Origin of the sequence: Paraburkholderia atlantica, assembly GCF_009362785.1 — a bacterium.
Taxonomy (GTDB): Bacteria; Pseudomonadota; Gammaproteobacteria; order Burkholderiales; family Burkholderiaceae; genus Paraburkholderia; species Paraburkholderia atlantica.
Window position 1 is genome coordinate 34,391 of the sequence record NZ_WHNQ01000008.1, and the last position, 21,857, is coordinate 56,247.

The following is a 21,857-nucleotide window of genomic DNA, read 5'->3' on the forward strand; positions in this document are numbered from 1 at the left end:
GCGCATGTCGACGCCCAGCCAGTCGAACTGGTTTGCATCGGTCTCGACGCCGTTCGGCGCGGACGTGCTGTTGCTCGACGGCTTTGGAGGCCATGAAGCAATCTCGGAGCTATTCAGCTTCGATCTGCGGATGCGTTCGACGAACAAGGCGCTCGCTCCCGACGAGATCGTCGGCAAAAGCGTGACGGTGACGCTCAAGGACCAGAGCGGTGTCGCAAGGTATTTCAACGGCATCGTGACGCGCTTCGCACATGCGGGAGCGGACGCGCAGCACGGCTTCTATTCGGCGGAGCTTGCGCCGCGCCTATGGCTGCTCACGCTCGGGCGGGACCGCGTGATCTGGCAGAACCAGTCGGCGCTCGACATCATCAAGAGCGTGCTGGGCACGTTCGGCGTCACCTTCGAGGACCGCACGAAGAGCAGCAGCGCCTATGGCGTGCGCGAATACTGCGTTCAGTACGATGAAAGCGCCTTTCACTTCATCTCGCGGCTGATGGAAGAGGAAGGTATTTTCTATTTCTTCACGTTCGCGGACGGTGCGCACACGATGGTGCTCGCCGACGACCCTTCCGCTCACGACGCAACCCCTGCCGGCAACCTGTATTTCGACGCCGACGCGAATACCGCCAGCAGCGCGAAGCGACTCGATTCGTTCGCGATGGCGCGGGGCGTCATACCCGGCGAGCACATCGTCAGCGACTACGACTACACCAAGCCGGCGACGATGATTTCATCGTCGAAGGGTTCGTCGAGCTTGCCGACCGGCGCGCGCTATACGTTTCCCGGCCGTGTGGCCACGGCCGGGCAGGCGACCCATCTATCGACCACTCAACTCGAAGCGCACAACGTCACGCAGCAGGTGGGGCAGGGCGCCAGCGGGTACTACGGCCTCGCCGCCGGCACCACGTTCACGCTCGGCGGGCATCCGGACAGTTCGCTCAACGTGAGCTATGTCGCGCGCTCGGTGCGGCATACGGCTTCGAATACCGCCTACAGCAACGAATTCGAGGTATTTCCGGTCACCGTGCCGTTTCGCGCGCCGCTCGCGACGCCCCGGCCGCTCGTGGCGGGCACGCACACGGCGAAAGTAGTCGGCTCCACCGATGAGGAAATCTGGACCGACGCGCAAGGCCGTATCAAGGTCAAGTTCCACTGGGATCGCACAGAAGAGGCCGACCAGAACAGCTCCTGCTGGGTGCGCGTGGCGCAGTCGGTGGCCGGGCCGGGTTGGGGGCACCTGTTCCTGCCGCGTGTGGGGCAGGAAGTCGTCGTGAGCTATGTGGATGGAGATCCGGACCGGCCGCTCGTCACCGGGTGTGTCTACAACGGAGAGAACGCGACGCCCGTCACGCTGCCGGCGAACCAGACGCAGAGCGTGATGCGCTCCCGCTCGTCGAAGAAAGGCACGGCTGGCAACGAGATTCGCATGGAGGACAAGCTCGATTCGGAACAGCTGTACTTCCACGCGCAGAAGGACATGACAGTCGAGATCGAGAACGCTCTTTCGACCACCGTGAAGGCCGGCGACGAAACGCACACCGTGACGCAGGGCAATCGCACGATCTCGGTGAGCAAGGGCAACGAGTCGCACACCGTGAAGGGCAAACGCACGCTCGACGTAACAGGCGACGAAACGCACACGAATCACGCGAAGCTCACGCACAGCGTGACGGGCGATCACGCGCATACGGTCAACGGCAATTACACGCTGAAGGTGGGTGGCAATCTGGTAATCGAGGTGACCGGCTCGGTGAGTATCAAGGCGGGCTCGTCGTTCGCGAGTGAAGCCGGCACCACGCACTCGAGCAAGGCCACGACCACGCTGAGCACCGAGGGCATGACGGTTTCGCACAAGGCGTCGGCGCAGCAGACGGTCGACGGCGGCGGCCAGCTCGCGCTCAAGGGCGGCATTGTCCAGCTCAATTGAGGAACGCCATGTCCGCACCTATGCCTGCTACCGCCGTGTTGTCCGTCGCCGGGTCCGCCGAGGCCGTCCAGCCGACGGTGGTCGAGACGCACGATGACGCGGGCCGCATCGTGAGCCGCGCCGAGCTCGTCAACGGTGTGCCGCACGGCGAGAGCGTGCAGTACGCCCCGAACGGAGGTGCGCTGCTGCGCGCGAGCTACGCGTTCGGCCTGCTCGACGGCATGTTGCGCACGTTCGACGCGCAGGGGCGGCCCGTGCAGGAAGCGCAGTACCGCATGGGCCAGCTCGATGGCGCAATGTCGGTGTATCAGGACGGGCGCCTCGCGGGCAGGCAGCAATACGTGGCAGGCGTGCTGCACGGCGAGAGCACGACGTACGCACCCTCCGGTCTCGTGACGTCGCGCATGACCTACGAGGCTGGCAAGCTCGAACGCGATGCGCTCTTCCTGCATGACGGTGTGGTGATACGACGCGCGCGCTTTGCGAAAGGCAGGCTCGAAGGCGAGACGCGCGAGTATGCCGCCGACGGCACGCTCGCGCAGAGCCTGCCGTACCAGGCGGACCTGCTGCACGGCACTGCACGCCGTTACGCACCCGACGGGACCGCGACACACGAGCGCGTCTATCGCCTGGGTAAGCCGCAAGGCGACTGGCGAGCGCTCGACGCATCCGTGGCAAACGGCGACGCCGCGCGTGGGCCGCGCATCGTCAAGCAACTGGAAAAGTGGGTGAGAGGGTAGACATGGGAATTCAGGTGACTTCGGGCGCAACGCTCCAGTGCAGCTTCGGCGCCGCGCCCGCGACGCTGCAGGTGTTGCCGCTCAACCGCGTGATGGCGGGTGCGCCGGCGGCGAACATCATGGACTCCAAGCCGCTCGTCAACATCATGCCGTTCGGGCAATGCAGCTCGATGGCCAATCCCATGGTGGCCGCTGCCACGGCCGCGGCATTGGGCGCGCTCACGCCGATGCCATGCGTGCCCGCGACGGTCGCGCCGTGGGCGCCGGGCTCGCCGACGGTCACGATCGGCGCGATGCCTGCGCTGCAGAACTCCTCGAAGCTGATGTGTATGTGGGCCGGCGTCATCCAGGTCGTCGCGCCCGCGCAATTCACCACGCTAACCGCCTGAGGGCGAGACAGATATGCAATACGTTTTTTCGATGACTTCGCGCATGGTGACGATCGCCGTGAGTTGCGCGCTGCTGCTATGCGTGCTGCTGTTCCTGCTCGGTATGGAGATCGGCGCTCGCATGAGCCGCCCGCCCGCGCAGAGCGCCGCGCCCGTCGTCGTTTCCGTCGCGCCGCAGTCCGGCGCAGCCGCCCAGTCGTCGCTCGACACCGGCGATATGGCCGCTGCACCCGCACCCGCTTCTTCGACTCCTTGAGACCGCCAATTCCATGTCGTCTTTCTTTTCCGCTTTTCTGCCCAATGATGTGCGTGGCTCGCGAACCGCGCTCCAGATGGGCGCCCTGTGGCGCAGGATCGGCGCATCGCTGGCCGGCGCCGCGCTTGCCGTCGCAGCCGGTACCGCTGCTGCGACGCCGGCGAGCCCCAGCGCGCCCGTCGTCGCGAACGCGATCGCGGCTCCGGCCCCAGCCCCGGCCAGTGCGCCCGTCACCACGTCGACCGGTCTCGTCCAGATGCCGGACGGCCGCCTGCTCACGCCCGAGTTCGCACGCATCATCGGCCGCGGCGAACTGGTGGTTGCAGTGCTGAGCGTGGACCAGCCGCCGTTCTTCGAGGAACGCAACGGCAAGCTCGAAGGTCTCGACATCGATCTCGCACGCGATATGGCGAACAAGCTCCACGTGAAGGTGCGCTTTAACCGCGACGCGCATACCTTCGACGACGTCGTGAGCCTGCTCGCGCGTGGGCAGGCCGACATCGCGGTGAGCAAACTTTCGCGCACGCTCACGCGTGCGACGGTGATCGCATTCAGCTCGCCTTACCTGCGCCTGAATCGCGCGCTGCTGCTCAACCGCGTGAAGTTCGCGCAACTCGCGCACGGCCGCTCGGTGCCCGAGGTCGTGCGCTCGTTCGACAGCACTATCGGCGTAGTGGCGAACTCGTCGTACGCAGGCTACGTCGTGAACAATTTCCCGCATGCACAGGTACGCAGCTATCCGACCTGGGACGACGTACTCAAGGCGCTCAACGCGGGGGAAGTCACGGCCGCCTATCGCGACGAATTCGAAGTCAAGCGCGTGCTCAAGGTTGATCCGACCGCTTCGCTGCGCCTGCGTGTAGTGACGCTGCAGGATCTGGAAGACACGCTCGCGATCGGCGTGAACGTGAACGACCCAGCCCTGCTTTCGTTCGTCAACCAGTTTCTCGCCGAGCGCAGCGTCAAGCTCGACGTGAGCGCGGTTCTCCAGGCCGCGGACCACTAATCGAAAAACTCTGCGAAAACAGCACGAGAGAGACCACCATGAATTCCAGCAGGATTTACGCATTCGTTCTCAACCCTTGGGTGGTGATCGGCAGTCTCGCGCTTGGCGGCGCGTTTGGCCTGTTTCTGCCGGACCTGGCGCAAAAGCTCGGCTTCATCGGCGATATTTATGTCGACCTGCTGAAGATGACGACATTGCCGTTCATGATCTCCGCAGTGATTTTCAGCCTGCAGAGGCTCTTTCGCGATGGCGGCACGTCGCGGCTGCTCATGCGCGTGATCTCGGTGTTCCTCGGCGCATCGGCAACGGTCGCCGTGGTCGGTGCGATCGTGCTGCTCGTCATGCACCCGGGCGCCAATATCTCGACGGCGACGATGCAGACCTTCGGCCTGATGGTTGGTAACGACACTTCAACAAGCGACACGGTCATGAACCTGTATGGCGCCGACCTCCCGGCCAAGTCGCTGAATTTGTCCGACGTGCTCGCGAGCCTTGTACCCACCAACATCTTCGCGGCGCTCGCCAACGGCGATGCGCTGAAGGCGCTCGTATTCGCGCTGCTGTTCGGCCTGGCAGTGGGCCGCGTGCCGGAGCGCATCTCGGTGGGCCTGAGCCAGTCGCTCGAAACCATCTATCACGCGTGCCAGAAGCTCATGCACTGGCTTAGCTACCCGCTGCCGCTGATTCTTTTTTGCATGAGCGCGGCGCAGCTCGGCAAGTCGGGCGTGGGGCCCCTGCATGCAATGCTGCAGTTCGTGCTGGCGTTCTTCGTCGCGTCGGCGCTGCTGCTGGTGCTCGCGGCCGTCATCATCTGGAAGCGCTCGAGCCACAGCCTCGGCAAAACCCTCGACGCGCTGCGCGCGCCGTTCGCGCTCGCGCTCGCCACGCGCAACAGCGCGGCCTGTATGCCGAGCATGATCGAGAGCCTCGCGGACGGACTGGGTTTCGCGCGCTCGCGCGTCGAGTTGCTCGTGCCGCTCACGATCTCGCTGTTGCGCGTGGGACCGATGGTCTATTACGTGTGCGCGACGCTCTTCATCGCGCAGCTCTACGGGCATTCGCTCGGGCTGGTCGAGGTGGTGACGGTGCTGCTCGCCTCGGTGCTCGCGGGCTTCGCGTCGGCGGGCATGACGGGTCTCGTGACCGTCTCTCTCGTGGGCATGACTTGCGCGTATCTGCGCCTGCCGTTCGAGGCCGCGTTCATCCTGTTTCTCGCCGTCGATCCGATTTGCGACATGCTCCGCACACTCGTGCTCGTGATCGGCAATGCGGCGGCTGTTTCTGTGATCTGCCCGCGTCCGCTCAAGATCTAGGAGCCTCTGATGGCAATGATCGGCATTCTTGGCGGCATGGGACCGCTTGCGACCGTCGACTTCATGGACAAGATCGTGCGCCTGACCCATGCGAACAGCGACCAGGAGCATCTGCCGCTGCTGGTGGCGAACCTGCCGCACATCGAGGACCGCTCGAGCGCGATCATCGACGGCGGCGCCGATCCGTTGCCGGCGCTGCTCGACGGCATCGATCTGCTGAACCGGAACGGCGTCGGGTTGATTGCGATTCCGTGCAACTCGGCACATCACTGGTACGGGCCGATGCGCGCGCGCAGCAAGGCGCCGGTTCTGCACATCGCGCAGACGTGCGTGGCGGCCGTGCCGCGCGCAGCGCGCCGCGTGGCGTTGCTCGCCACCGGCGGCGCGCTCGTTTCGGGCTTCTACCAGCAGGCGCTCGCCGATCTCGACATCGAGCCCGTGCTGCCAGACGAATCGATGCAGTTGCGCGTCGGGGCGTGCATCCGCGAGGTGAAGGCGGGCAAGCTCGATGCGGCCGGCGCCCACCTCGAAGACGTGCTGATCGCGCTCGCGAGCCAGGGTGTGGGCACGGCGCTCATGGCCTGCACCGAGATTCCGCTGGCAGCGCGGCACATCGCGTCGCCTCCGCTCATCCTCATCGACAGCTCGCTCGAACTCGCACGCGCCACTGTGAAGTACGCGTGCGAGCGCGGCTGGAACCGTCCCGCATGAAAGCACTGCATATGCTCTCGCAGAGCACGCTCGGACTGATCGTCTGCCTCGCGGCGGGCGGGCTGTGCGGCGTGTTCGCCGAGCCGGCCGGCGCGGCCGCGTACTTCGTCGGGCAACTGTATCTGTCTGTCGTCAACATGGCGGCGATTCCGCTGCTGGTCGTCGCGACGTTTTTTGGGCTGCGCCAGGTGATCGCGCTGCCGCGTCCGCGCACACGGGTGGGCACCATCATGCTGCTCGCGCTCGCCCTCGTGGTGTTGAGCGGGATCGGCGGCACGCTGATCGGCGTGCTCGCCATGCCCGGTCAGCATCTGTCAGCCGAGGCGCATGCGCATCTCGGCGAACTCGTGCGCAACAGCGCGAGCGCGGACGAAGTGCGGGTCGCGCTGTTCGACCGCGGCGCGGGCAGCGCCAGCGCCGGGTCGGGCCTGATCGGCGTGGACGATATCTTTCCTGACAACTTTTATCGCGTGCTGGCGCAGGGGCATTCGCTCGGCATTCTGACCGGCACGATCCTGTTCGGGCTGGCGTTCGCGGCGCTCTCGCGCGAGCAGACGCGCATGCTGAGCAGCGTGTTCGAAGGCGTCTATCGTGCGCTGGAAACCATCATTGCGCAGGCGAACCTGCTGATTCCGGTGCTGGTGTTCGGCGTTGCCGCGCATCTCACGTCACACACGCAGGCGGTGACGCTGGAAGCGATGAGCAGCTTCCTGCTGTGCTTCGCACTCTCGGCTGTCGCACTCGCGATCCTCGCGCTCGCGACCATCGCGGCGCGCGCCAGGCAGCCGCTGCTGCAGGTGCTGAGCGGCCTGAAGGCGCCGCTGCTGATCGGCCTGACCTCGGGCAGTGCGACCGCGCCGATCCCGCACACGATCGAGGCGATGAGTGAGCGCCTTGGTTTCAGCCGCGGAGTAGCGGAACTCGTGGTGCCGTTCGGCTCGGTGTTCGTGCGCGCGGGCTCGGCGCTCTATTACGCGCTAGCGACTGTATTCGTCGCCAATCTCTACGAGCGGCCGCTCGGAGCTGGCGAAATCGCGCTCGTGTGTGCCGCGGCAGTCGTGGCGGCCTTCGTTTCGGCGGGGCAGAGCGGTGTGGCCGCCGTAGGGTACACGGGCGTGGTGCTGTCGATGCTGCATCTGCCTACCGAGGCGGCAGCCGTGCTGTTCGTGTCCGTGGATCTGATCTGCGAAGGGCCGCGCAACGTGCTGAGCCTGCTTTCGGTTTGCACGGTGATCGCACTGGTGTCCGCCGGACTGCCCTCCGAGCGTCAGGTAGCCGTGCAGGTGCAAGGCGGCGCGGAGGGGTTGAGCCCCGTGCTGCGCTTCACGTTCACGCGCGGGCAACTCGCGCTGGCGGCGGGCTGCGCGGTGATGGTGGCCTCGCTGATATTGCTGATGGGAATTGGAGTAGGAGCGAGATGAACAAGGTGGGATTGCGTTTGCGCGCACGGCTCGCGCGCGGTGCGGCCGCATTGGTGGCGGCCCTAGGGGTCGCGCTGGCGGTCGGCGGCTGCAGCATGCTCGGCTTGAGCGGCGAGAAGGCGAAATGGTCGCAAGTGACGTTCACCGCCAGTGACGACGTCAACAACAACAGCCCCGTTGCCGTGGATGTCGTGCTCGTCAGCGACGCCGCGATGCTCGCGCGGCTCGCCGAGATGCCGGCGTCGAAATGGTTCACGGCGCGCGACGACCTCGTGAAAACGTATCCGAAGAACCTGCGCTATCGAAGCTGGGAAATCGTGCCGGGCCTGCATCTGGACGTGAGCGGCGACGCATTCGCGGGCTCGCGTGTGGCGGGCGCGTTCGTGTTCGCCAACTATCAGGACCCGGGCGCCCATCGCGCGCGGATCGAGCATTTCAGCGGCCATATGGTGGTGCAGCTGGACAGCAACAACCTTACCGTCGTGGATTCGAAATGATGCATGACCGCAATATGGCAGTACCCGAGCGGATCGAGTGGTTCGAGGGCATGTTGCTCTCGCCCCAGCATTTTCAGCAGATGGCCTCGCGCACCGATGCGCTCGTGGCGTGGCAGACGCTCGCGGCGGCGCCGTTCAGCTGGGGCGTGCGACGCCTCGTGTTCGACAACGGGCTGCTGCCCGCGGGCCTACTGCGCGTGCTGGAACTCGACGCGATCCTGCCCGACGGCACGGCCGTCACCTACCATGCGCAGGCAGCGGGCGCGGAGCGGCTGGAATTGTCGCTGGAGCCGTTCGCCGACGCGCTTTCGAACGGGCCGCTCGACTTCTATCTCGTGCTGCCCGGCGCATCGACGATGCGGCGGGCGGCGCAGGTCAGGCGCTTTCGCTCGACGTCCGTCGCGCCCGTGGAGGACCTGGTGTCCGACGCGCCGCCTGCCGACATTGCGCGCCTCGTCCCAAACCTTGCGCTGGCGGCGGGCGAGTTGCCATCGGCGATGCACGTGTGGCTGCGGCTTGGTTCCCTGTACAAGGACAATGAAGTGGTGCGGCTAGGCGAACACCAGCCGCCGCTTCTAGAAGTCGCCCGTGACAATCCTTTGTGGACGAGCGTGGCCTCGCTGCTGGGTCAGTTGCGCGGCAAAGCGGCATTCGTCGCGCGGCAGACCGCGAATCCTTCGTCGCGGGTTGACGATCGTCTCACGCAGCTGGAGTTGAAGGACCGCTTGCGCAGTCTGCTGAGCGCGTTGCCGCTCGCCGAAGCGGTGCTGCGCACGCCGCATCTGCATCCGCTTGCGCTGTATCACGCGCTTGCCGCACTCAACGGTTCGCTCGCCATGCTCAAGCCCGGTGGACTACCGCCCGTGCCGCCCGACTACGATCACGGCGATCCGCTGTCGGTGTTCACGCCGCTGCTGCGCTCGCTGCGCGAGTCGATGTCGGAGGTGAACGAGGAGCATCGCGAGCACAAGTTCGAATTCCGCCATGGCGCGTTCGAAATCACGTTGCATCCGGACTGGATCGGCGAACGGCTCGTCGTGGGCTTGCGCGGCCAGTCCGATCGCGACCTGCTCGCGTGGATGGACGGCGCGGTGATCGGCTCGCAGTCGGTCTATGCCTCGCTGCGCAGCCGCCGGGTGCTGGGCGCGGCCCGGCGCGGCATTGACTATGCGGAAGATCTCGGTTTGCGCTCAGGCTCGGGCTACCTGCTGTTCGAGGTGACGGCGGAGGCCGCGCTCGTGCTCGCGAGCGAAACGCTTGTCATCGGTAACCCCAACGAAGGAACAAGCGCGCAGCGGCCGCAGGAAATGCTGCTGTTCGTGAAGGGATGATGCAAGCAACGATGAATGCAATGAAGACGTTAAACGCGAAGGCACGCTGAGCATGGCACGCATCCGACCAGAAGCAGAAGAAGACGATCTCGTGACGGAGCAGTTCCGCACCTTCCTCGACGAGCTGATGATGGCTCAGGCGCGCTTCTCCGAACTGCCCGACGCAGACCCGGATCTCGCCGCGCAGGGATTGAGCCGTCACCTGCTGAACCTGCTGGAGATCCAGACGCTGCAATCGCGGCGTGACAGCACGCGCTTCGAAATGGAGATCGTCGCGGACGCGCGCTACCTGAAGGCCGTGCTCGCCGATGAAATCCTGCTGAATACGCCGTGGGCCGGACGCGAGCGCTGGACCGCGTATCTGCTCGAATCGACGCTGTTTCGCACCAACGTGGCGGGTGATCTCGTGTTCCGCCGCATCGAGCAACTGCTGTCCGAGCGCGAAACATCGCGCCGCAGCATCGCACGCCTTTATCTGTTCTCGCTCGCCATGGGCTTCCAGGGCCGCTTTCGCGGCGCCGACGCCGCCGAGCGCCTGCGCAGCTATCGGGAGGAACTCTACGAGTTCGTCTATCAGCGCCGCGCCGATCTGGGCGGCCGCGACCGCGTGCTTTCCGAGATCGCCTATGCGAACACGCTCTCGCATGTCGCGCCGCGCAAGCTGCCGACCGTGAGCCGCTGGGCGATGATTTTTATGCTGGTAGCCGTGTCGCTGCTGGCGATTTCCGAGGTGCTCTGGCTGTGGCAGTCGTGGCCCGTGCGCGAAGCCCTGCATGCCGACCCCGTGACGGGGGTGAGCCGATGAATCCGAGCCATGTGATGCTCGCGCGTTCAATGACGTCGTCGAATCTGTTTTTCTTGGGGGCGCGTTCATGCTGACGAGCAACCTGTTCCTGCTTTCCATCGCGGTGCTTACGCTCGTTGCGTGCGCGGTGCTCGGCGCGGTGATTTACTTCGCGTTGCATGGCTCGCACACGAAGCCCGCGGCGGAACGCAAGATCGTGCGCCTGCGCTCGGACTCGCTGCGTAGCGCCTTCCGCCAGGCCGTTGAACTCATCGAAGGCAACATCGCCACGCGCGCCGAGCGCTACAACATTCCGTGGATCATGATCCTCAACGAGGGCGACGATCCGCGTCCGCTGCCAATCGCCCAGGCGGGCGTGGCGAGCGTCCTCGGCGCCGACGCGGCGAGCCCCGCGGCCACGCAGGGCATCTCGTGGCACTTCTTCGATCGCGGCATTGTGGTGGACATCAAGGCGGCCTATCTGGGCTCGCCAGACGATGATGGCGACGGCAAGCCATGGGACGAATTTCTGAGCCTGTGCCGCAATTATCGCCAGCAGCGTCCGTTCGACTCGGTGGTCATCACGGTGCCGGCCGCCACTCTGCTGGCTGACGATACCGACGCACGCCTCGAGCTCGTACGCCACGCGAAGCTCGCGCACCGCCGCCTGTGGCTCGCGCAGAACCGCTTTGCGATGCGCTTTGCCGTGTACGTGGTGGTGACCGGCTGTGAGTCGTTACCGGGCTTCGCGACGTTCGCTCGCGCGCTGCCCGAGCCGCTGCGCGCGAGCATGCTCGGCTGGTCTTCGCCTTACGATCTGTCGACCACTTACCAGCCAGGCTGGGTCGACACGGCGATGAACAGCATCATGCGCTCGGTCTCGGACGCGAGCGCCGAGTTGTTCGCGCTCGATTCCTCGCACCTCGATGCGCGCCAGTTCCTGCAACTGCCCTCGCGCATCGACGCGATGCGCGCTCAGCTTCAGCTTTACGTCGACGAGCTGCTGCGCGCGAGCGCGTATCACGAGCCGTTCTTCTTCCGCGGCATTTACCTGACCGGCGACGCGAGCGAATTCGCGCAGTGGAGCGTGACGCAGGCCACCAGGCCGACGGTGGAGGGCGACGCACTGCCCGCGCTCGAAGCGCCCTCCGGCGAGTCGCACGACGCGCTCACGGCGTATGCGGGGAGCGGCTCTCTCCATGCAGCGGAAAACGCGGACAGCGCGGAGATGGGCGACGGCCGGCGCGAGCCTGGCGGCCAGTTCAACGATCTGATGCTGCAGCCGGCATTCCTGCGCGATCTGTTCGAGAAAAAGATCTTCCTCGAATACGGCCTCACGCGGCCTTCCCGTTCGCAGCACCTCACGCGTCCCGTGCTCAACCGCGCCCTACGCTGGGGCGGCATTGCTCTGCTGGGAGCCTGGGGGCTCGGGCTCGTCATCGCGACGGTGCAGCTAAGTCATCGCAACGGCGAGCTGGTCGCGGCACTTGGCGCCCTGCGGCGCGACTCGGCTGAGCGAGCGAACGCCGCGCAGCAAGGCCAGGACCTGCCCGCCGACTGGTATCGCCGCAAGGCGCTCGCGCTGATCGGCATGAATCAGAACCTCAGGACGAGCAGCGGCTGGACGATCTTCATGCCGGGCTCGTGGGGCTTCGTCGATGACCTGAACGCACGCGTGAAGGATCGCTTCGAGCGCGAGTTCGGCGAGATCGCCGTCGCCGCACTGGAGCGCGAAATGTACGCGCACGTTAGCCAGCTCACGGGCGTGGGGCGCGATCCAAGCTCGGGTCAGCTCATCATCGGCGACGACTGCACGGCGCCCGATGCTGACCGCGTCGGCGCGCCGCCCGGTCTTGCGGTCGACGATCTGCCGCAGATGCACGCCCTCCAGCTCTACGTGCACAACGTCGATCAGCTCGACGCCGCGCTGCAGGCGCTACAGCGATTGCAGCAACCCGCGCCCGACAACGCGGACTCGTTGCGGCTCGTGGTGCGCTACGCGCTCGGCGCGGACCTTCAGGGCAACGTGGCAGGCAGCGTGCCTTACTTCTACCGCGATCAGGACCGCCGCAGCGTAACCGGCAACGGTACGGCCGGCGTCAATCTCGCGGCCGTGCAGCAGGCGCTGCGCTGCACGCTCGACAAGGGCGCGCAGCAACTCGACGCCGCCATGTTCACGGGCAATCCACTGCTGGTCGCGGAGCGCTCCATCTCCGATCGACTGGGTAGCCTCACCGTAGCCGACTCGGGCGCAGGCGACTTTACGAAGCTCACGGACGGCTATCGCGCGGTGGTGGCAGGGATCGACACGCAGCGCGACCTGCTCGCTTCGGGTAAAGGCGGGTGGATTCACCAGACGCAATTCACCCCGGGGCCGACGTACGACCGCACGCTCGCGCACGTGGCGCAGAGCCGCCTGCTCGGCACTGACCTCGCGGCGCAGATTCGCCACCGCGACGACAGCGCTTTCCAGGCCTTCCGCAGCGAGTTTGCGCTGCGCTTTGGCAGTGCGGACAGCGGCATCGTCTGGATCGACAAGGACGCGCGCTACAGCATCTCGCCGGGCCGGGCCGCATTGCGCGACGGCTTGTCGGGACTGTTGAGTCAGCCGTTCATGATCGCGCCGCGCAACCGCGAATTGCCCACCCTTACCGACGGCTCGACGATCGTGTGGGACCGCGCACAGCTCGACCAGGCGCTCGCGTTGGGCGACGTGCGCAAGCGTTTCCTCGCCGAGGGTCTTGCGAATCTGCCGGCCGCGGCGCTTCCCGGCATCGAGACCGCACTCGATCTGCAGTTCGCGCGTCTGATTCTCGACCAGACCGCGGCGGCCGCAAACGTGACCGCGGCGCCGGCCGATCTCGACAGCGCGGCGTTCGAGGCGGCGCGCGCGCGACTCACGCGTATCGACGCGCTGCTGACTGAGCTTCACGCGAACGCGCAACTGGAGGATATCGACACGCTCGTGTCGAACGACGCCATGGCGCACCTGCGCCGCGTGGACGACGCGCTCACGCAATCCGAGCTGTACGCGACGCGCCAGGACGTGAGTGCCGACAGTGCGCACAACTCGCGCTCGCCGATTCTCGCGGCGTTCGGCGTGGCCGATGCGGCCGCGCTCGCGCCGTATCTGGACCAGCAGTCGTCGCGCGCGCTGATGCTCGGCAAACAGGCTTCGGTGTATCTCGCCGCGCTCGATCCGAGCGGCGCCGCTTCGCCGCTCGCGCAGCGCTGGCAGGCGATCAACCGCGACCTGGAGCGCTATCGCCTGAAGAACCCGAACAGCAGCCTGTTGCGTCTCGAACAATTCGCGCTCTCGGTGGCGGCCGATCCCGGTCCGGCGGGCTGCATGTCGAAGTTCACCGGCCGGCCCACCACGAACGGCGGTGATGACTACTTCGCCACGCTGCACGCACGGCTGTACGATCGCCTGCTCGCGCGTTGCAGCCAGGGTTATGTGTTCGACATGCGTCGGCAGTGGGGCAATTTCGCCACGGCGTTCAACGAGAGCGTGGCAGGGCGCATGCCGTTCGACAACGGCGACATGCTGCGCGTGGCCACGCGTAATAGCGGCATGCCGGGGGTGGCCGACTTCGGCGAACTGGGGCAGGTGCTCAAGCGCTACGAGCCGGTCTCGGAGACGTTCCATGCATCGGGTGCGGGTGCGTCGTCGGCGATGACGAACAAGGTGCGCCAGTTCATCGAGAACTTCGACCAGGTGAAGACGCTGCTCGCGCCGCTCTATCCGTCCGACGATGGAGCGGCCACCGGCTACGACGTGAACGTCGAGTTTCGCGCGAACCGGAACGGCGAAGTCGCGGCGAACCAGATAATCGACTGGACCCTCACCATCGGCTCGCAAAGCCTGTCGATGAATGAAGCGCCACACGCGCTGCACTGGGACTTCGGCACACCCGTCTCGCTCGTGCTGCGCTTCGCGAAGGACTCGCCGCTGGCGGCGGCAGAGGACGCACAGCAGCGCGCCTACTCGACGGATGGGCGCACGCTCACCTGGCAGTTCTCCGATCCGTGGGCGCTCATCACGTTCATCAATCGCCAGCGCGCGGCCGACGCCAGCGGTCGCGGCGAACGCGCTTCGCAACTGCTGAAAATCGAGTTCCCGCTGGGCACGGCGAACCCCGCCGACCTTTCGTTATTGCCGAAGCAGGCCCATGGGCGCGTGTATTTGCGCATCGCGCTGATGCCCGCCGGCAAGAAGACACCGCTGCCGTGGCCCGGCAGCTTCCCGGTGCGCGCGCCGGAATGGAGCGCACTATGAAACAGGCATTTCCCATGGATGTCGAGCCGGGCCTTCACGTGGATTTTGACGCGTTGTTGGCGCCCGTTCCCGATAGTGAAGACGGCGCGGGCGTTTCGCTGCGCTACGACCCGGTGTACCAGCAGATCCGCGAAGCGCGCCACCAGGACGATGCGAGTGTGCCAATGGGCGAATGGGAGCGCCCGCTCGTCAAGGCCGACTGGAAGCGCGTCGCGGCGCTGAGCAGCGACGCTCTCGCGACGCGCAGCAAGGACTTTCAGCTCGCCGCGTGGCTGTGCGAGGCATGGACGAATTTGCATGGTGTCGAAGGCCTGATGACTGGGACACGCTTGCTGACGGCACTCGTCGAGCGTTACTGGTCGAGCGCATGGCCGATGCTCGAAGCGGGCGATGCCGATGCGCGCGTAGCGCCGTTCGTCTGGCTCAATGACACGCTGGCGCTCGTGCTGACGCTGCACGTGCCGTTACTTGTCATCGACGAGCGCGAGCCGGCGCAGGTCAACCTCGACGAGTGGCAGCGTGTCGTGCTGGACGGCGGCGATGCCGGAGCGGCGAACCTCACACGCGATCTACTCGACAAGCACGTGAAGAGGGGGCGCAACCTTCCTGCGCTCGTATCGCTTCATCAACAACTGGAACTGGCGCGAGCGGCGTGGGGGAATTTCGGGCATCTGCTCGATGAATTGCTGCTAGACGACTCGCCGCATCTTGGCCGGGTCGATGACGTTCTGCTGCGTCTGACACGCGCCGTGAGCAGCCTGTGCGGTTCTCAGGCGCTATCCGCCGCGCCGCAGACAATCGCGGCGGACGACGCCGGCGAAAACTCCGCGCGTGCGTCAAGCGCGGCTACACACCTCGCATCGATGGAAAACGCCATGAGCAATGCCACGCTGGAATTACCGTCGCCGAACGCTGCTGTCAGGTCTTCGCCCGCGAGAGTGGAGAGCCGCGCGCAGGCCTATGACCTGATCGAACTCGTGGCCAGTTACCTGGCTGAGCACGAGCCGCATAGCCCGACTCCGTATTTGCTGCGGCGTGCGGTGTCATGGGGTGCGATGTCTCTACCGGAGCTGATGCGCGAAGTCTTGCGCACAGAAGGGGATACCTCACGATTCTTTGCGATGCTCGGACTCGAATAACGGATTCATTTTGAATTTTCCGAACACACAACTGTGCGTTCATATCATGCTTGATCGGGGGATGACATGGCTGAGCGGTTTAACGCAGATCCGTTTGTGCAGGCTGAGGCGGAAGTCAATAACAAAAGCTGGGATGAGCAGATTCTTCATTCAAGGCTCTTTCACAGCACCCGCAGTGCTTTTACGAGCCTCTTTTCGTCAGATAGGGGATCTGCCGCCAGCAAGGGTATTGGGGCTGCCATTGGCATCGGAAAGCTGTTTCTGTCCTTGATCCCTGTGCCCGTTGTCGGCTCGGTTGCGGGAGCGATCATCGAGGGCGTCAGTGACTTCGCTCGCGGGAAGAGGCTCGAAAGTAACCTCGATGCCGCTAAAGCTGCCGGGGATAAAGCCAACCTGGCAAAATTCGAAATCAAGGATCTGACGGTAGAGAACCTCGACCGGTATCGATGGAAGGTCGCACATGCGTTCGAGTCGCTGAACGGTGGCATTGCGGAGTTCAATAAAAAGCCGCCTGCGGACCGGACCTGCGACGACATCTATGCGATGGCGCTTCTGATTCAACAGGTCGAACGTCGAAATCAAAAACTTCGGGACGAACTGGGGAAATTCAAAACAGCTCTGGATCACGTGGAAGAATGGATCGGAGATCTGGAAAGAAAGCAGTCCGTCGATATGCATAAATTAAAGGAAAGCCTTAAGAAAGGCACCAGCGATACCGTAAAGGAATACGGGGGGCACAAGGGTTCGAACGAGGCCGAGGCCACGAAGATTTTGGCGGCGCATGCCACCTGCGAAAAATGGTGCTGCGTCAAGGAAACGGCGAAGTACGATCCCACCAGCTGGCCAAAGCTCAAAAGCAGGATAGGCGCAGTTTCACTGGCGGCGGCGCCGGTGGCTTTTTCGGCGGTCACGGTTAAGGCTGGCGACTATCGAAACGACTCGAGTAACTCGAGTATGAAATAGGGTAGTGGCGGGCAAGCGTGATTGCGCATCGGCTCGCTCACCGAGCATCCATGTTCGACCGTTGCTGAAGTTGCTGCACGCGGAAACCAGCGTGCTGCTGACATGGCGGCCGGCTACCTGGCCATCAAGCAGAGAAAGTACACCGATCCGTACCGATCCGACCCGACGCTATCGGATCGGTACAACACGAACGTCGAGAAATGCCTGGACCACATCGCCAAAGTCATGGCGCAGTTGGGCGATCGAAGCGCTCAGCCGTTTGACGAAGCCAGTTGGATTCGTCCTCTCCGGAAATGAGCGTGCTCATTCAGGAAAATGATGCACGCCACGCAGGCTGGTCGATGTTCCGTTTCAGCCCAGTCCTGCCAACGCTCACGTGCGTCGACCCTAACGAGTCAGACTATGTCCGACGGGTAGTCATGGTCTCAGCCAGCCACGGCTGATCGGCCATGCGAGCAGCGTACGATAGAGCGTGACCACCAGATCTGTCATCGCCGTGCCGCCCGTTTGCCACAGCCGCGCAATCGCCGCATAAGCGATGCACGAGACGGCCACTGCCCCGATCATGTCGAGCGGAAAATGCACGCCGAGAAACACGCGTGCCCACGCGACGATGATGCCCGCAACGAGCGTCATGCCACCGAGCCAGCACATCCGTCCGAACAGCAGCGGCAGCGCAATGCTGGCAAAGATGGTGGCGTGATCGCTCGGAAACGACGAATCGGGCGCATGCGCCAGGAACGTGTGGCCGAGCCCGATCATGAACGGCCGGGGGTGCTGCCACACGAGACCGATCAACTGGTTGACGCCGAGCGCCAGCAGCGCGACGCAGCAGGCACGCAGGGCCACCTCGCGCCGCTGGCCGTCCCCGGAAAGCCACATCATCACCAGTATCAGGGGCACCAACCAGATCAGATAATTTGCAGAGACGAGCGCCGTGCTGACTACCCATCTGGGCGTCGCCGGCGTGCCGTTGATCATCAGGAAGAGCGCGTGATTGAATGCTTCGATGGTATTCATTGCGTCGTTTCGTGCTGAAGATGATGCCTGCGTCAGGCGCCGTGTGTTTGCGGCTGCGGCGCCTGGCTACACATGACAAGCGGCACCACACGGCGAAACCTTCCCGACGCAGGCCGGGTCTTATTCGATTGCCGATCAGCGGATCGTCCTCAACCAGCCGTATTCGCATCCGTCATCATGTTCCAACCGGTTCCCTGACACGGCGTCGCAAGCTTACCGACCGGACGCTTAACGCAACATTAAGGGGTGGACACCGCGCCGCGTCGCCTTCACTCTGGCGTTAGCCTCGGGTCCGTAGACTGCTTGATGTCGCAACCACGATGTCGCCCGTTTAAGGAGAACCCATGAAAAAGCTGATTATTGCGTGCCCGATCGTCAGGTCCGCCGCAGAGGTCCACGCGGTATACGCAGGCCCTCGTGCCGAAGCGGCGGTCACGACGGTCCACCAGCTTCGCGACGCAGGCAAGGACGACCAGCACGTCGCACCGCGCGGCCATATCGTGAAATTGGCAGAGATCCCGCTCAAGATCGACCACAAACTCTGGCCGGCCGGACAGCCGCTGAACGAGACGAGCACCATCGAGCTGACCGGCAAGCACGACAAGGAAATCGTCGGCACATCGAAGGTCAAGGCCCAAGACATCAAGGTGGTGCAGTAATGGTTGCCGGCCCCCTGCACACGTCCCGGCTGTTTGCACGGGAATGGGCGACGGCGCCCTGGTCGGTCGGTGCCATCTGCCCGAGCTCACGGCGACTCGCCGCGCGCCTTGCGCGGGAGGTGCCGGCAGGCAACGGTGTTGTCATCGAACTGGGTGGCGGTACCGGCGCAGTCACGCACGCGTTGCTCGAAAACGGCGTGCGAACCGACCGGCTGATCGTCGTCGAGCGCTCTCCTACCTTCGTGCGGCATCTGCGCGGGCGATTCCCGGACGTGCCGGTCATGCACGCCGACGCTGCCCGCCTGGCCTGGTGCCTGCCGCTAGACCTGCGCGTCGATGCGATCGTGTCGTGTCTGCCGTTGCGCTCATTGCCTCATCGCGAGGTGGATGAGATTGTCGACCAGTGGCGGCAGGTTCTGCGTCCAGGTGGTGTCGTCATTCAGTTTACCTACGATATCCGGCCGGACCGGAACGTCGTGAATGCCGGTGGTATGGGCGACTTTGTCATGCTGTCGAGCCGGATTATCTGGGCTAACCTGCCGCCGGCCCGTGTTGTGACGATGCAACTATGAGCGGCACAACGGGCGTCCGGTCGTTTCTGCCGCCGCCTCGCACCTGCATCGCCCGCACTAGCCTTCTTCCGCTTCCCGCACGACGAGCGGCGGTAGCGGGCAGTCGAGCGTATCGCAGATGGCGCGGAGCAGCTCCGCTTCGCGGACGGTGACCTGCTCGTTTGCCAGGATGCAGGCCGCGCAGGCGGCGACGATCCGGCGCTTGATGGGCGGGACCGATTGATTGAGCGTTTGCAGGGCCGCGTCGAATCCGGCGAGCGAGCATTCTTCGCGAGGCCGCAAGCGGTGGGCGTGCTCGCCGCCGATGTAGCCGCGCATGCCCGCATCGAAAGCCCGGGCGGCCTGGTCGGTTTCCGGCTGGCCTTCCCAGGCCAATAGCGCCAACACGGTCGCCACCGGGTCCGCAAGGCTCTGCAGCGAACTGCGCACTGGACGCGCCCGGCGCTGCGGGAGGAATTGGGCGTCGAGATGGCGATGCAGCACACAGCGAAGCGTGTACTCGAACAAGCTCAGCCGCTGGTCGGCGATCATCAGCATCTCGACCTGAGCGCGGAATGCATGATGCTGCCGCGGCGACATCTGCCGCAGTGCTGGCAGGCTCAGGTCCAGAAGGGGCAGCCGATGCGTGTCCGGCAGAGCCTGGACAGGGGCGATCAGCCGCTGTGTTTCGGCGTAGTCCCGCGGCTCGGCGCCGGCCTTCAACCGGGTCAGTTGGAGTTCGCGCAGGTCTGCCCCCGGGTCCATGAGAAGGGCGTATACCAAGGCGCGTGCACTAAACGGCTCCTGTGCGGCGACCCGGAGCACGTCTGGCATGCCCTCGTGTAGCCCCTGCGCATAGCTAATCAGATCCGGATCGATGTGGCCGACCCGGGATGCCGTTTCGTCGGCGAGCCCCAGGACCGGCACCGGCACCTGCGGGAGCCCCGGTAATGTAGGAGCCCCGCCGAACGGCGGAGCGTGGCTGAGCCGTGGGCCTTCAGCTTCTTCCCGATCGACACCAACCGGCCGCACCTCCGGAAACCGGCCGTCGAACTGAGGATTGAGACGGCGGATGCGCTCGACGAGGGGCGGGTGGGTCGCTAGCAGTCCGGCGAGTCCCTCGCCAGCGAAGGCGTTGGCGAAAAACATGTGACCGGCCTCTGCGGCTTGGGGGTTGCCGATGCGTGACCCCTCGGCCAGACCGCCGATCTTTTTTAGCGCCCCGCCGATTCCGTCGGGGTTGCGCGTGAACTGGACGGCACTGGCGTCGGCCAGGTACTCGCGCTGCCGCGACACCGCCGCCATGATCAGCCGACCGAAGAACGCTCCCACGAGGCCGAGCACAAACACGCCCAGGCCCAGCAGCACCATGCCGCCCTGGGCATTCTGCCTGCCCGACGAGCGTCCTCTGGAAGCGAACATGAGGCCGCGGCCGATGATGGACAACACCATGATCCCGAAGATCAGGCCGATCAGCCGGATGTTGAGCCGCATGTCGCCGTTGAGGATGTGGCTGAACTCGTGGGCCACCACGCCCTGGAGCTCGTCGCGGGTCAGGTAGTCGAGGCAGCCCTGCGAGACGGCGATCACGGCGTCTCCCGGAGCGTAGCCGGCCGCGAAGGCATTGATCCCGGGCTCATCCAGAATGTAAACGGGAGGCACCGGCACTCCCGCAGCGAGGGCTATCTCCTCGACGACGTTGAGCAGCCGTTTCTGCCTCGCGTCGGTAGTCGTGCCTGGCACCTCCACACCGCCCAGCATCAAGGCGACGGCCTGGCCACCGGAAGCGAGCTGGGTCACCTTGAATGCGCTGGCACCGCCGACCACAAGGCCCACCCCCAGCGCCGCGAGCAGGAGCATCTCCGGCTGCCACCAGGACACCGGCGCGTCGACGCCATACATGCCGAGCGCCACCAGCAACCCGTAGACCAAGGCGATCAGTATCAGGATTGCCAGGACGAAATAGACCACCAGCTGAAAGGTCTTGCGTCGGGCCGAATCCTGCTGCTGAAAGAAATTGGTGGTCACGGTCAGAGCGGCTTGGGGAGCATGAGACGCACAGAGCGGTGGCGGTCCCGGCTTAGCGGAACGACACTTTGGGCGCTGCGCGCTCGGTCTCTGCGGCTTCCAATAGCGTCGCCTCCTTGAAGCCGAACATGCCGGCCACCGTCACCGCCGGGAAGACCTCACGCCGGATGTTGTACTCGGTGGCGGCATCGTTGAACGCTTGCCGCGCAAAGCCGACCTTGTTCTCGGTCGAGGTCAGCTCTTCCTGCAGGGCGAGCATGTTCTGGTTGGCCTTGAGGTCCGGGTACGCCTCGGAGAGGGCAAAGAGCCTGCCCAGGGTGCCGCCCAGCAGAGCCTCGGCCTGGTTGAACCCCTTGATGGCCGCCGGGTCGCTGGGGTTGGCGGCGACTTTCTGCTCGGCCGCCATCGCGCTGTTGCGGGCCTTGATGACGGCGTCGAGCGTCTCCCTCTCGTGGCCCATATAGCCCTTGACCGCTTCGACCAGGTTCGGAATCAGGTCGTAGCGCCGCTTGAGCTGCACGTCGATCTGGGCAAAGGCGTTCTCGAAGCGCTTCCGGGCAACCACCAGCCCGTTGTAGATGCCCATTAGCCAGAGCGCGAACAGCAACCCGATGCCCAGGAGCACGAGCAGGGTGATGATGACGGGACTCATTGGCCGTGACCTCCGACGAGAGCACTGCTGGTTTGGACCATCGTATGACTATGGAAACAGGATAAACGAAATGGCGTTCAATTCAATCAAGTCGGGATGCCGATATAAGTAAAACGGCGGAGATTCAAGCGCAATGCACGAATTCCTTTCCTTCCATGGTTGTTTCTTTCATGACCGCTTAGCCAGGTCGA

20 protein-coding genes are annotated in these 21,857 nt (G+C 64.8%); 17 read left to right on the forward strand and 3 right to left on the reverse strand.

Annotated elements, in window-relative coordinates; all coding sequences use genetic code 11:
* Positions 1–4 precede the first annotated feature (4 nt).
* The 15 genes from tssI (at position 5) to GCT19_RS13800 (ending at position 17,053) form a co-directional block, all read left to right on the forward strand.
* Entirely contained in the window at positions 5–1,927 is a 1,923-nt protein-coding gene (gene tssI / locus GCT19_RS13730) for a type VI secretion system tip protein TssI/VgrG (RefSeq protein WP_018437473.1), read from the forward strand.
* A gap of 8 nt (positions 1,928–1,935) precedes the next feature.
* Complete coding sequence (locus tag GCT19_RS13735; RefSeq protein WP_227749254.1) at positions 1,936–2,667, forward strand: toxin-antitoxin system YwqK family antitoxin; 732 nt, start codon at positions 1,936–1,938, stop codon at positions 2,665–2,667.
* A 2-nt stretch (positions 2,668–2,669) separates the two neighbouring features.
* Positions 2,670–3,056: a DUF4280 domain-containing protein gene (locus GCT19_RS13740; RefSeq protein WP_013093172.1), complete on the forward strand. Its 387-nt coding sequence runs from the start codon at positions 2,670–2,672 to the stop codon at positions 3,054–3,056.
* A 13-nt stretch (positions 3,057–3,069) separates the two neighbouring features.
* The gene (locus GCT19_RS13745; RefSeq protein ID WP_018437471.1) at positions 3,070–3,312 is read left to right on the forward strand and encodes a hypothetical protein; all 243 of its coding nucleotides are present in this window, start codon (positions 3,070–3,072) and stop codon (positions 3,310–3,312) included.
* A gap of 13 nt (positions 3,313–3,325) precedes the next feature.
* The gene (locus tag GCT19_RS13750; protein WP_152852261.1) at positions 3,326–4,318 is read left to right on the forward strand and encodes a substrate-binding periplasmic protein; all 993 of its coding nucleotides are present in this window, start codon (positions 3,326–3,328) and stop codon (positions 4,316–4,318) included.
* 38 nt (positions 4,319–4,356) lie between these two features.
* A complete protein-coding gene (locus GCT19_RS13755) occupies positions 4,357–5,631 on the forward strand; it encodes a dicarboxylate/amino acid:cation symporter (protein WP_013093175.1) in 1,275 nt (424 codons plus the stop codon).
* A gap of 9 nt (positions 5,632–5,640) precedes the next feature.
* Complete coding sequence (gene cuyB / locus GCT19_RS13760) at positions 5,641–6,342, forward strand: cysteate racemase (RefSeq protein ID WP_152852262.1); 702 nt, start codon at positions 5,641–5,643, stop codon at positions 6,340–6,342.
* Positions 6,339–7,763, forward strand: a complete 1,425-nt coding sequence (locus GCT19_RS13765; protein ID WP_152852263.1) for a dicarboxylate/amino acid:cation symporter — start codon at positions 6,339–6,341, stop codon at positions 7,761–7,763. Before cuyB ends, GCT19_RS13765 begins: the two co-directional genes overlap by 4 nt.
* Positions 7,760–8,260, forward strand: a complete 501-nt coding sequence (locus GCT19_RS13770; RefSeq protein WP_018437467.1) for a hypothetical protein — start codon at positions 7,760–7,762, stop codon at positions 8,258–8,260. The genes GCT19_RS13765 and GCT19_RS13770 overlap by 4 nt, the downstream gene beginning before the upstream one ends.
* Positions 8,257–9,591, forward strand: coding sequence for a type VI secretion system baseplate subunit TssK (gene tssK / locus GCT19_RS13775; RefSeq protein ID WP_013093179.1), 1,335 nt, complete (start codon positions 8,257–8,259; stop codon positions 9,589–9,591). Before GCT19_RS13770 ends, tssK begins: the two co-directional genes overlap by 4 nt.
* 52 nt (positions 9,592–9,643) lie before the next feature.
* Positions 9,644–10,396 carry a DotU family type IV/VI secretion system protein gene (locus GCT19_RS13780; protein WP_013093180.1) on the forward strand — a complete coding sequence of 251 codons (753 nt, stop codon included), beginning with the start codon at positions 9,644–9,646 and terminating at the stop codon, positions 10,394–10,396.
* A gap of 67 nt (positions 10,397–10,463) precedes the next feature.
* A complete protein-coding gene (locus tag GCT19_RS13785) occupies positions 10,464–14,654 on the forward strand; it encodes a type VI secretion system protein (RefSeq protein ID WP_152852264.1) in 4,191 nt (1,396 codons plus the stop codon).
* The gene (gene tssA / locus GCT19_RS13790) at positions 14,651–15,793 is read left to right on the forward strand and encodes a type VI secretion system protein TssA (protein ID WP_018437464.1); all 1,143 of its coding nucleotides are present in this window, start codon (positions 14,651–14,653) and stop codon (positions 15,791–15,793) included. The genes GCT19_RS13785 and tssA overlap by 4 nt, the downstream gene beginning before the upstream one ends.
* 66 nt (positions 15,794–15,859) lie before the next feature.
* Positions 15,860–16,756: a hypothetical protein gene (locus GCT19_RS13795; protein ID WP_018437463.1), complete on the forward strand. Its 897-nt coding sequence runs from the start codon at positions 15,860–15,862 to the stop codon at positions 16,754–16,756.
* Between the two features lie 21 nt (positions 16,757–16,777).
* Entirely contained in the window at positions 16,778–17,053 is a 276-nt protein-coding gene (locus GCT19_RS13800; RefSeq protein ID WP_152852265.1) for a hypothetical protein, read from the forward strand.
* 120 nt (positions 17,054–17,173) lie between these two features.
* On the opposite strand, the gene GCT19_RS13805 is transcribed toward GCT19_RS13800, so the two are convergent.
* Complete coding sequence (locus GCT19_RS13805) at positions 17,174–17,776, reverse strand: phosphatase PAP2 family protein (protein WP_152852266.1); 603 nt, start codon at positions 17,774–17,776, stop codon at positions 17,174–17,176.
* Positions 17,777–18,120: 344 nt separating this feature from the next.
* On the opposite strand from GCT19_RS13805, the gene GCT19_RS13810 reads away from it, so the two are divergent.
* Together GCT19_RS13810 and GCT19_RS13815 are read left to right on the forward strand one after the other, a co-directional pair.
* Complete coding sequence (locus tag GCT19_RS13810; RefSeq protein ID WP_152852267.1) at positions 18,121–18,435, forward strand: hypothetical protein; 315 nt, start codon at positions 18,121–18,123, stop codon at positions 18,433–18,435.
* Positions 18,435–19,007 carry a class I SAM-dependent methyltransferase gene (locus GCT19_RS13815; RefSeq protein WP_013093187.1) on the forward strand — a complete coding sequence of 191 codons (573 nt, stop codon included), beginning with the start codon at positions 18,435–18,437 and terminating at the stop codon, positions 19,005–19,007. Before GCT19_RS13810 ends, GCT19_RS13815 begins: the two co-directional genes overlap by 1 nt.
* A 57-nt stretch (positions 19,008–19,064) precedes the next feature.
* Here the strand turns inward: GCT19_RS13815 and GCT19_RS13820 are convergent, their stop codons facing one another.
* Both GCT19_RS13820 and GCT19_RS13825 read right to left on the reverse strand, forming a co-directional pair.
* Entirely contained in the window at positions 19,065–21,014 is a 1,950-nt protein-coding gene (locus GCT19_RS13820) for a M48 family metallopeptidase (protein ID WP_321576802.1), read from the reverse strand.
* A gap of 52 nt (positions 21,015–21,066) precedes the next feature.
* Positions 21,067–21,666 carry a LemA family protein gene (locus GCT19_RS13825; protein ID WP_152852269.1) on the reverse strand — a complete coding sequence of 200 codons (600 nt, stop codon included), beginning with the start codon at positions 21,664–21,666 and terminating at the stop codon, positions 21,067–21,069.
* Positions 21,667–21,857: the final 191 nt, after the last annotated feature.

Bases quoted from the DNA above. Each gene is read 5' to 3' on its own strand.
- tssI (WP_018437473.1), top strand. From the start codon at position 5: ATGTCGACGCCCAGCCAGTCGAACTGGTTTGCATCGGTCTCGACGCCG.
- GCT19_RS13735 (WP_227749254.1), top strand. From the start codon at position 1,936: ATGTCCGCACCTATGCCTGCTACCGCCGTGTTGTCCGTCGCCGGGTCC.
- GCT19_RS13740 (WP_013093172.1), top strand. From the start codon at position 2,670: ATGGGAATTCAGGTGACTTCGGGCGCAACGCTCCAGTGCAGCTTCGGC.
- GCT19_RS13745 (WP_018437471.1), top strand. From the start codon at position 3,070: ATGCAATACGTTTTTTCGATGACTTCGCGCATGGTGACGATCGCCGTG.
- GCT19_RS13750 (WP_152852261.1), top strand. From the start codon at position 3,326: ATGTCGTCTTTCTTTTCCGCTTTTCTGCCCAATGATGTGCGTGGCTCG.
- GCT19_RS13755 (WP_013093175.1), top strand. From the start codon at position 4,357: ATGAATTCCAGCAGGATTTACGCATTCGTTCTCAACCCTTGGGTGGTG.
- cuyB (WP_152852262.1), top strand. From the start codon at position 5,641: ATGGCAATGATCGGCATTCTTGGCGGCATGGGACCGCTTGCGACCGTC.
- GCT19_RS13765 (WP_152852263.1), top strand. From the start codon at position 6,339: ATGAAAGCACTGCATATGCTCTCGCAGAGCACGCTCGGACTGATCGTC.
- GCT19_RS13770 (WP_018437467.1), top strand. From the start codon at position 7,760: ATGAACAAGGTGGGATTGCGTTTGCGCGCACGGCTCGCGCGCGGTGCG.
- tssK (WP_013093179.1), top strand. From the start codon at position 8,257: ATGATGCATGACCGCAATATGGCAGTACCCGAGCGGATCGAGTGGTTC.
- GCT19_RS13780 (WP_013093180.1), top strand. From the start codon at position 9,644: ATGGCACGCATCCGACCAGAAGCAGAAGAAGACGATCTCGTGACGGAG.
- GCT19_RS13785 (WP_152852264.1), top strand. From the start codon at position 10,464: ATGCTGACGAGCAACCTGTTCCTGCTTTCCATCGCGGTGCTTACGCTC.
- tssA (WP_018437464.1), top strand. From the start codon at position 14,651: ATGAAACAGGCATTTCCCATGGATGTCGAGCCGGGCCTTCACGTGGAT.
- GCT19_RS13795 (WP_018437463.1), top strand. From the start codon at position 15,860: ATGGCTGAGCGGTTTAACGCAGATCCGTTTGTGCAGGCTGAGGCGGAA.
- GCT19_RS13805 (WP_152852266.1), bottom strand. From the start codon at position 17,776: ATGAATACCATCGAAGCATTCAATCACGCGCTCTTCCTGATGATCAAC.
- GCT19_RS13810 (WP_152852267.1), top strand. From the start codon at position 18,121: ATGAAAAAGCTGATTATTGCGTGCCCGATCGTCAGGTCCGCCGCAGAG.
- GCT19_RS13815 (WP_013093187.1), top strand. From the start codon at position 18,435: ATGGTTGCCGGCCCCCTGCACACGTCCCGGCTGTTTGCACGGGAATGG.
- GCT19_RS13825 (WP_152852269.1), bottom strand. From the start codon at position 21,666: ATGAGTCCCGTCATCATCACCCTGCTCGTGCTCCTGGGCATCGGGTTG.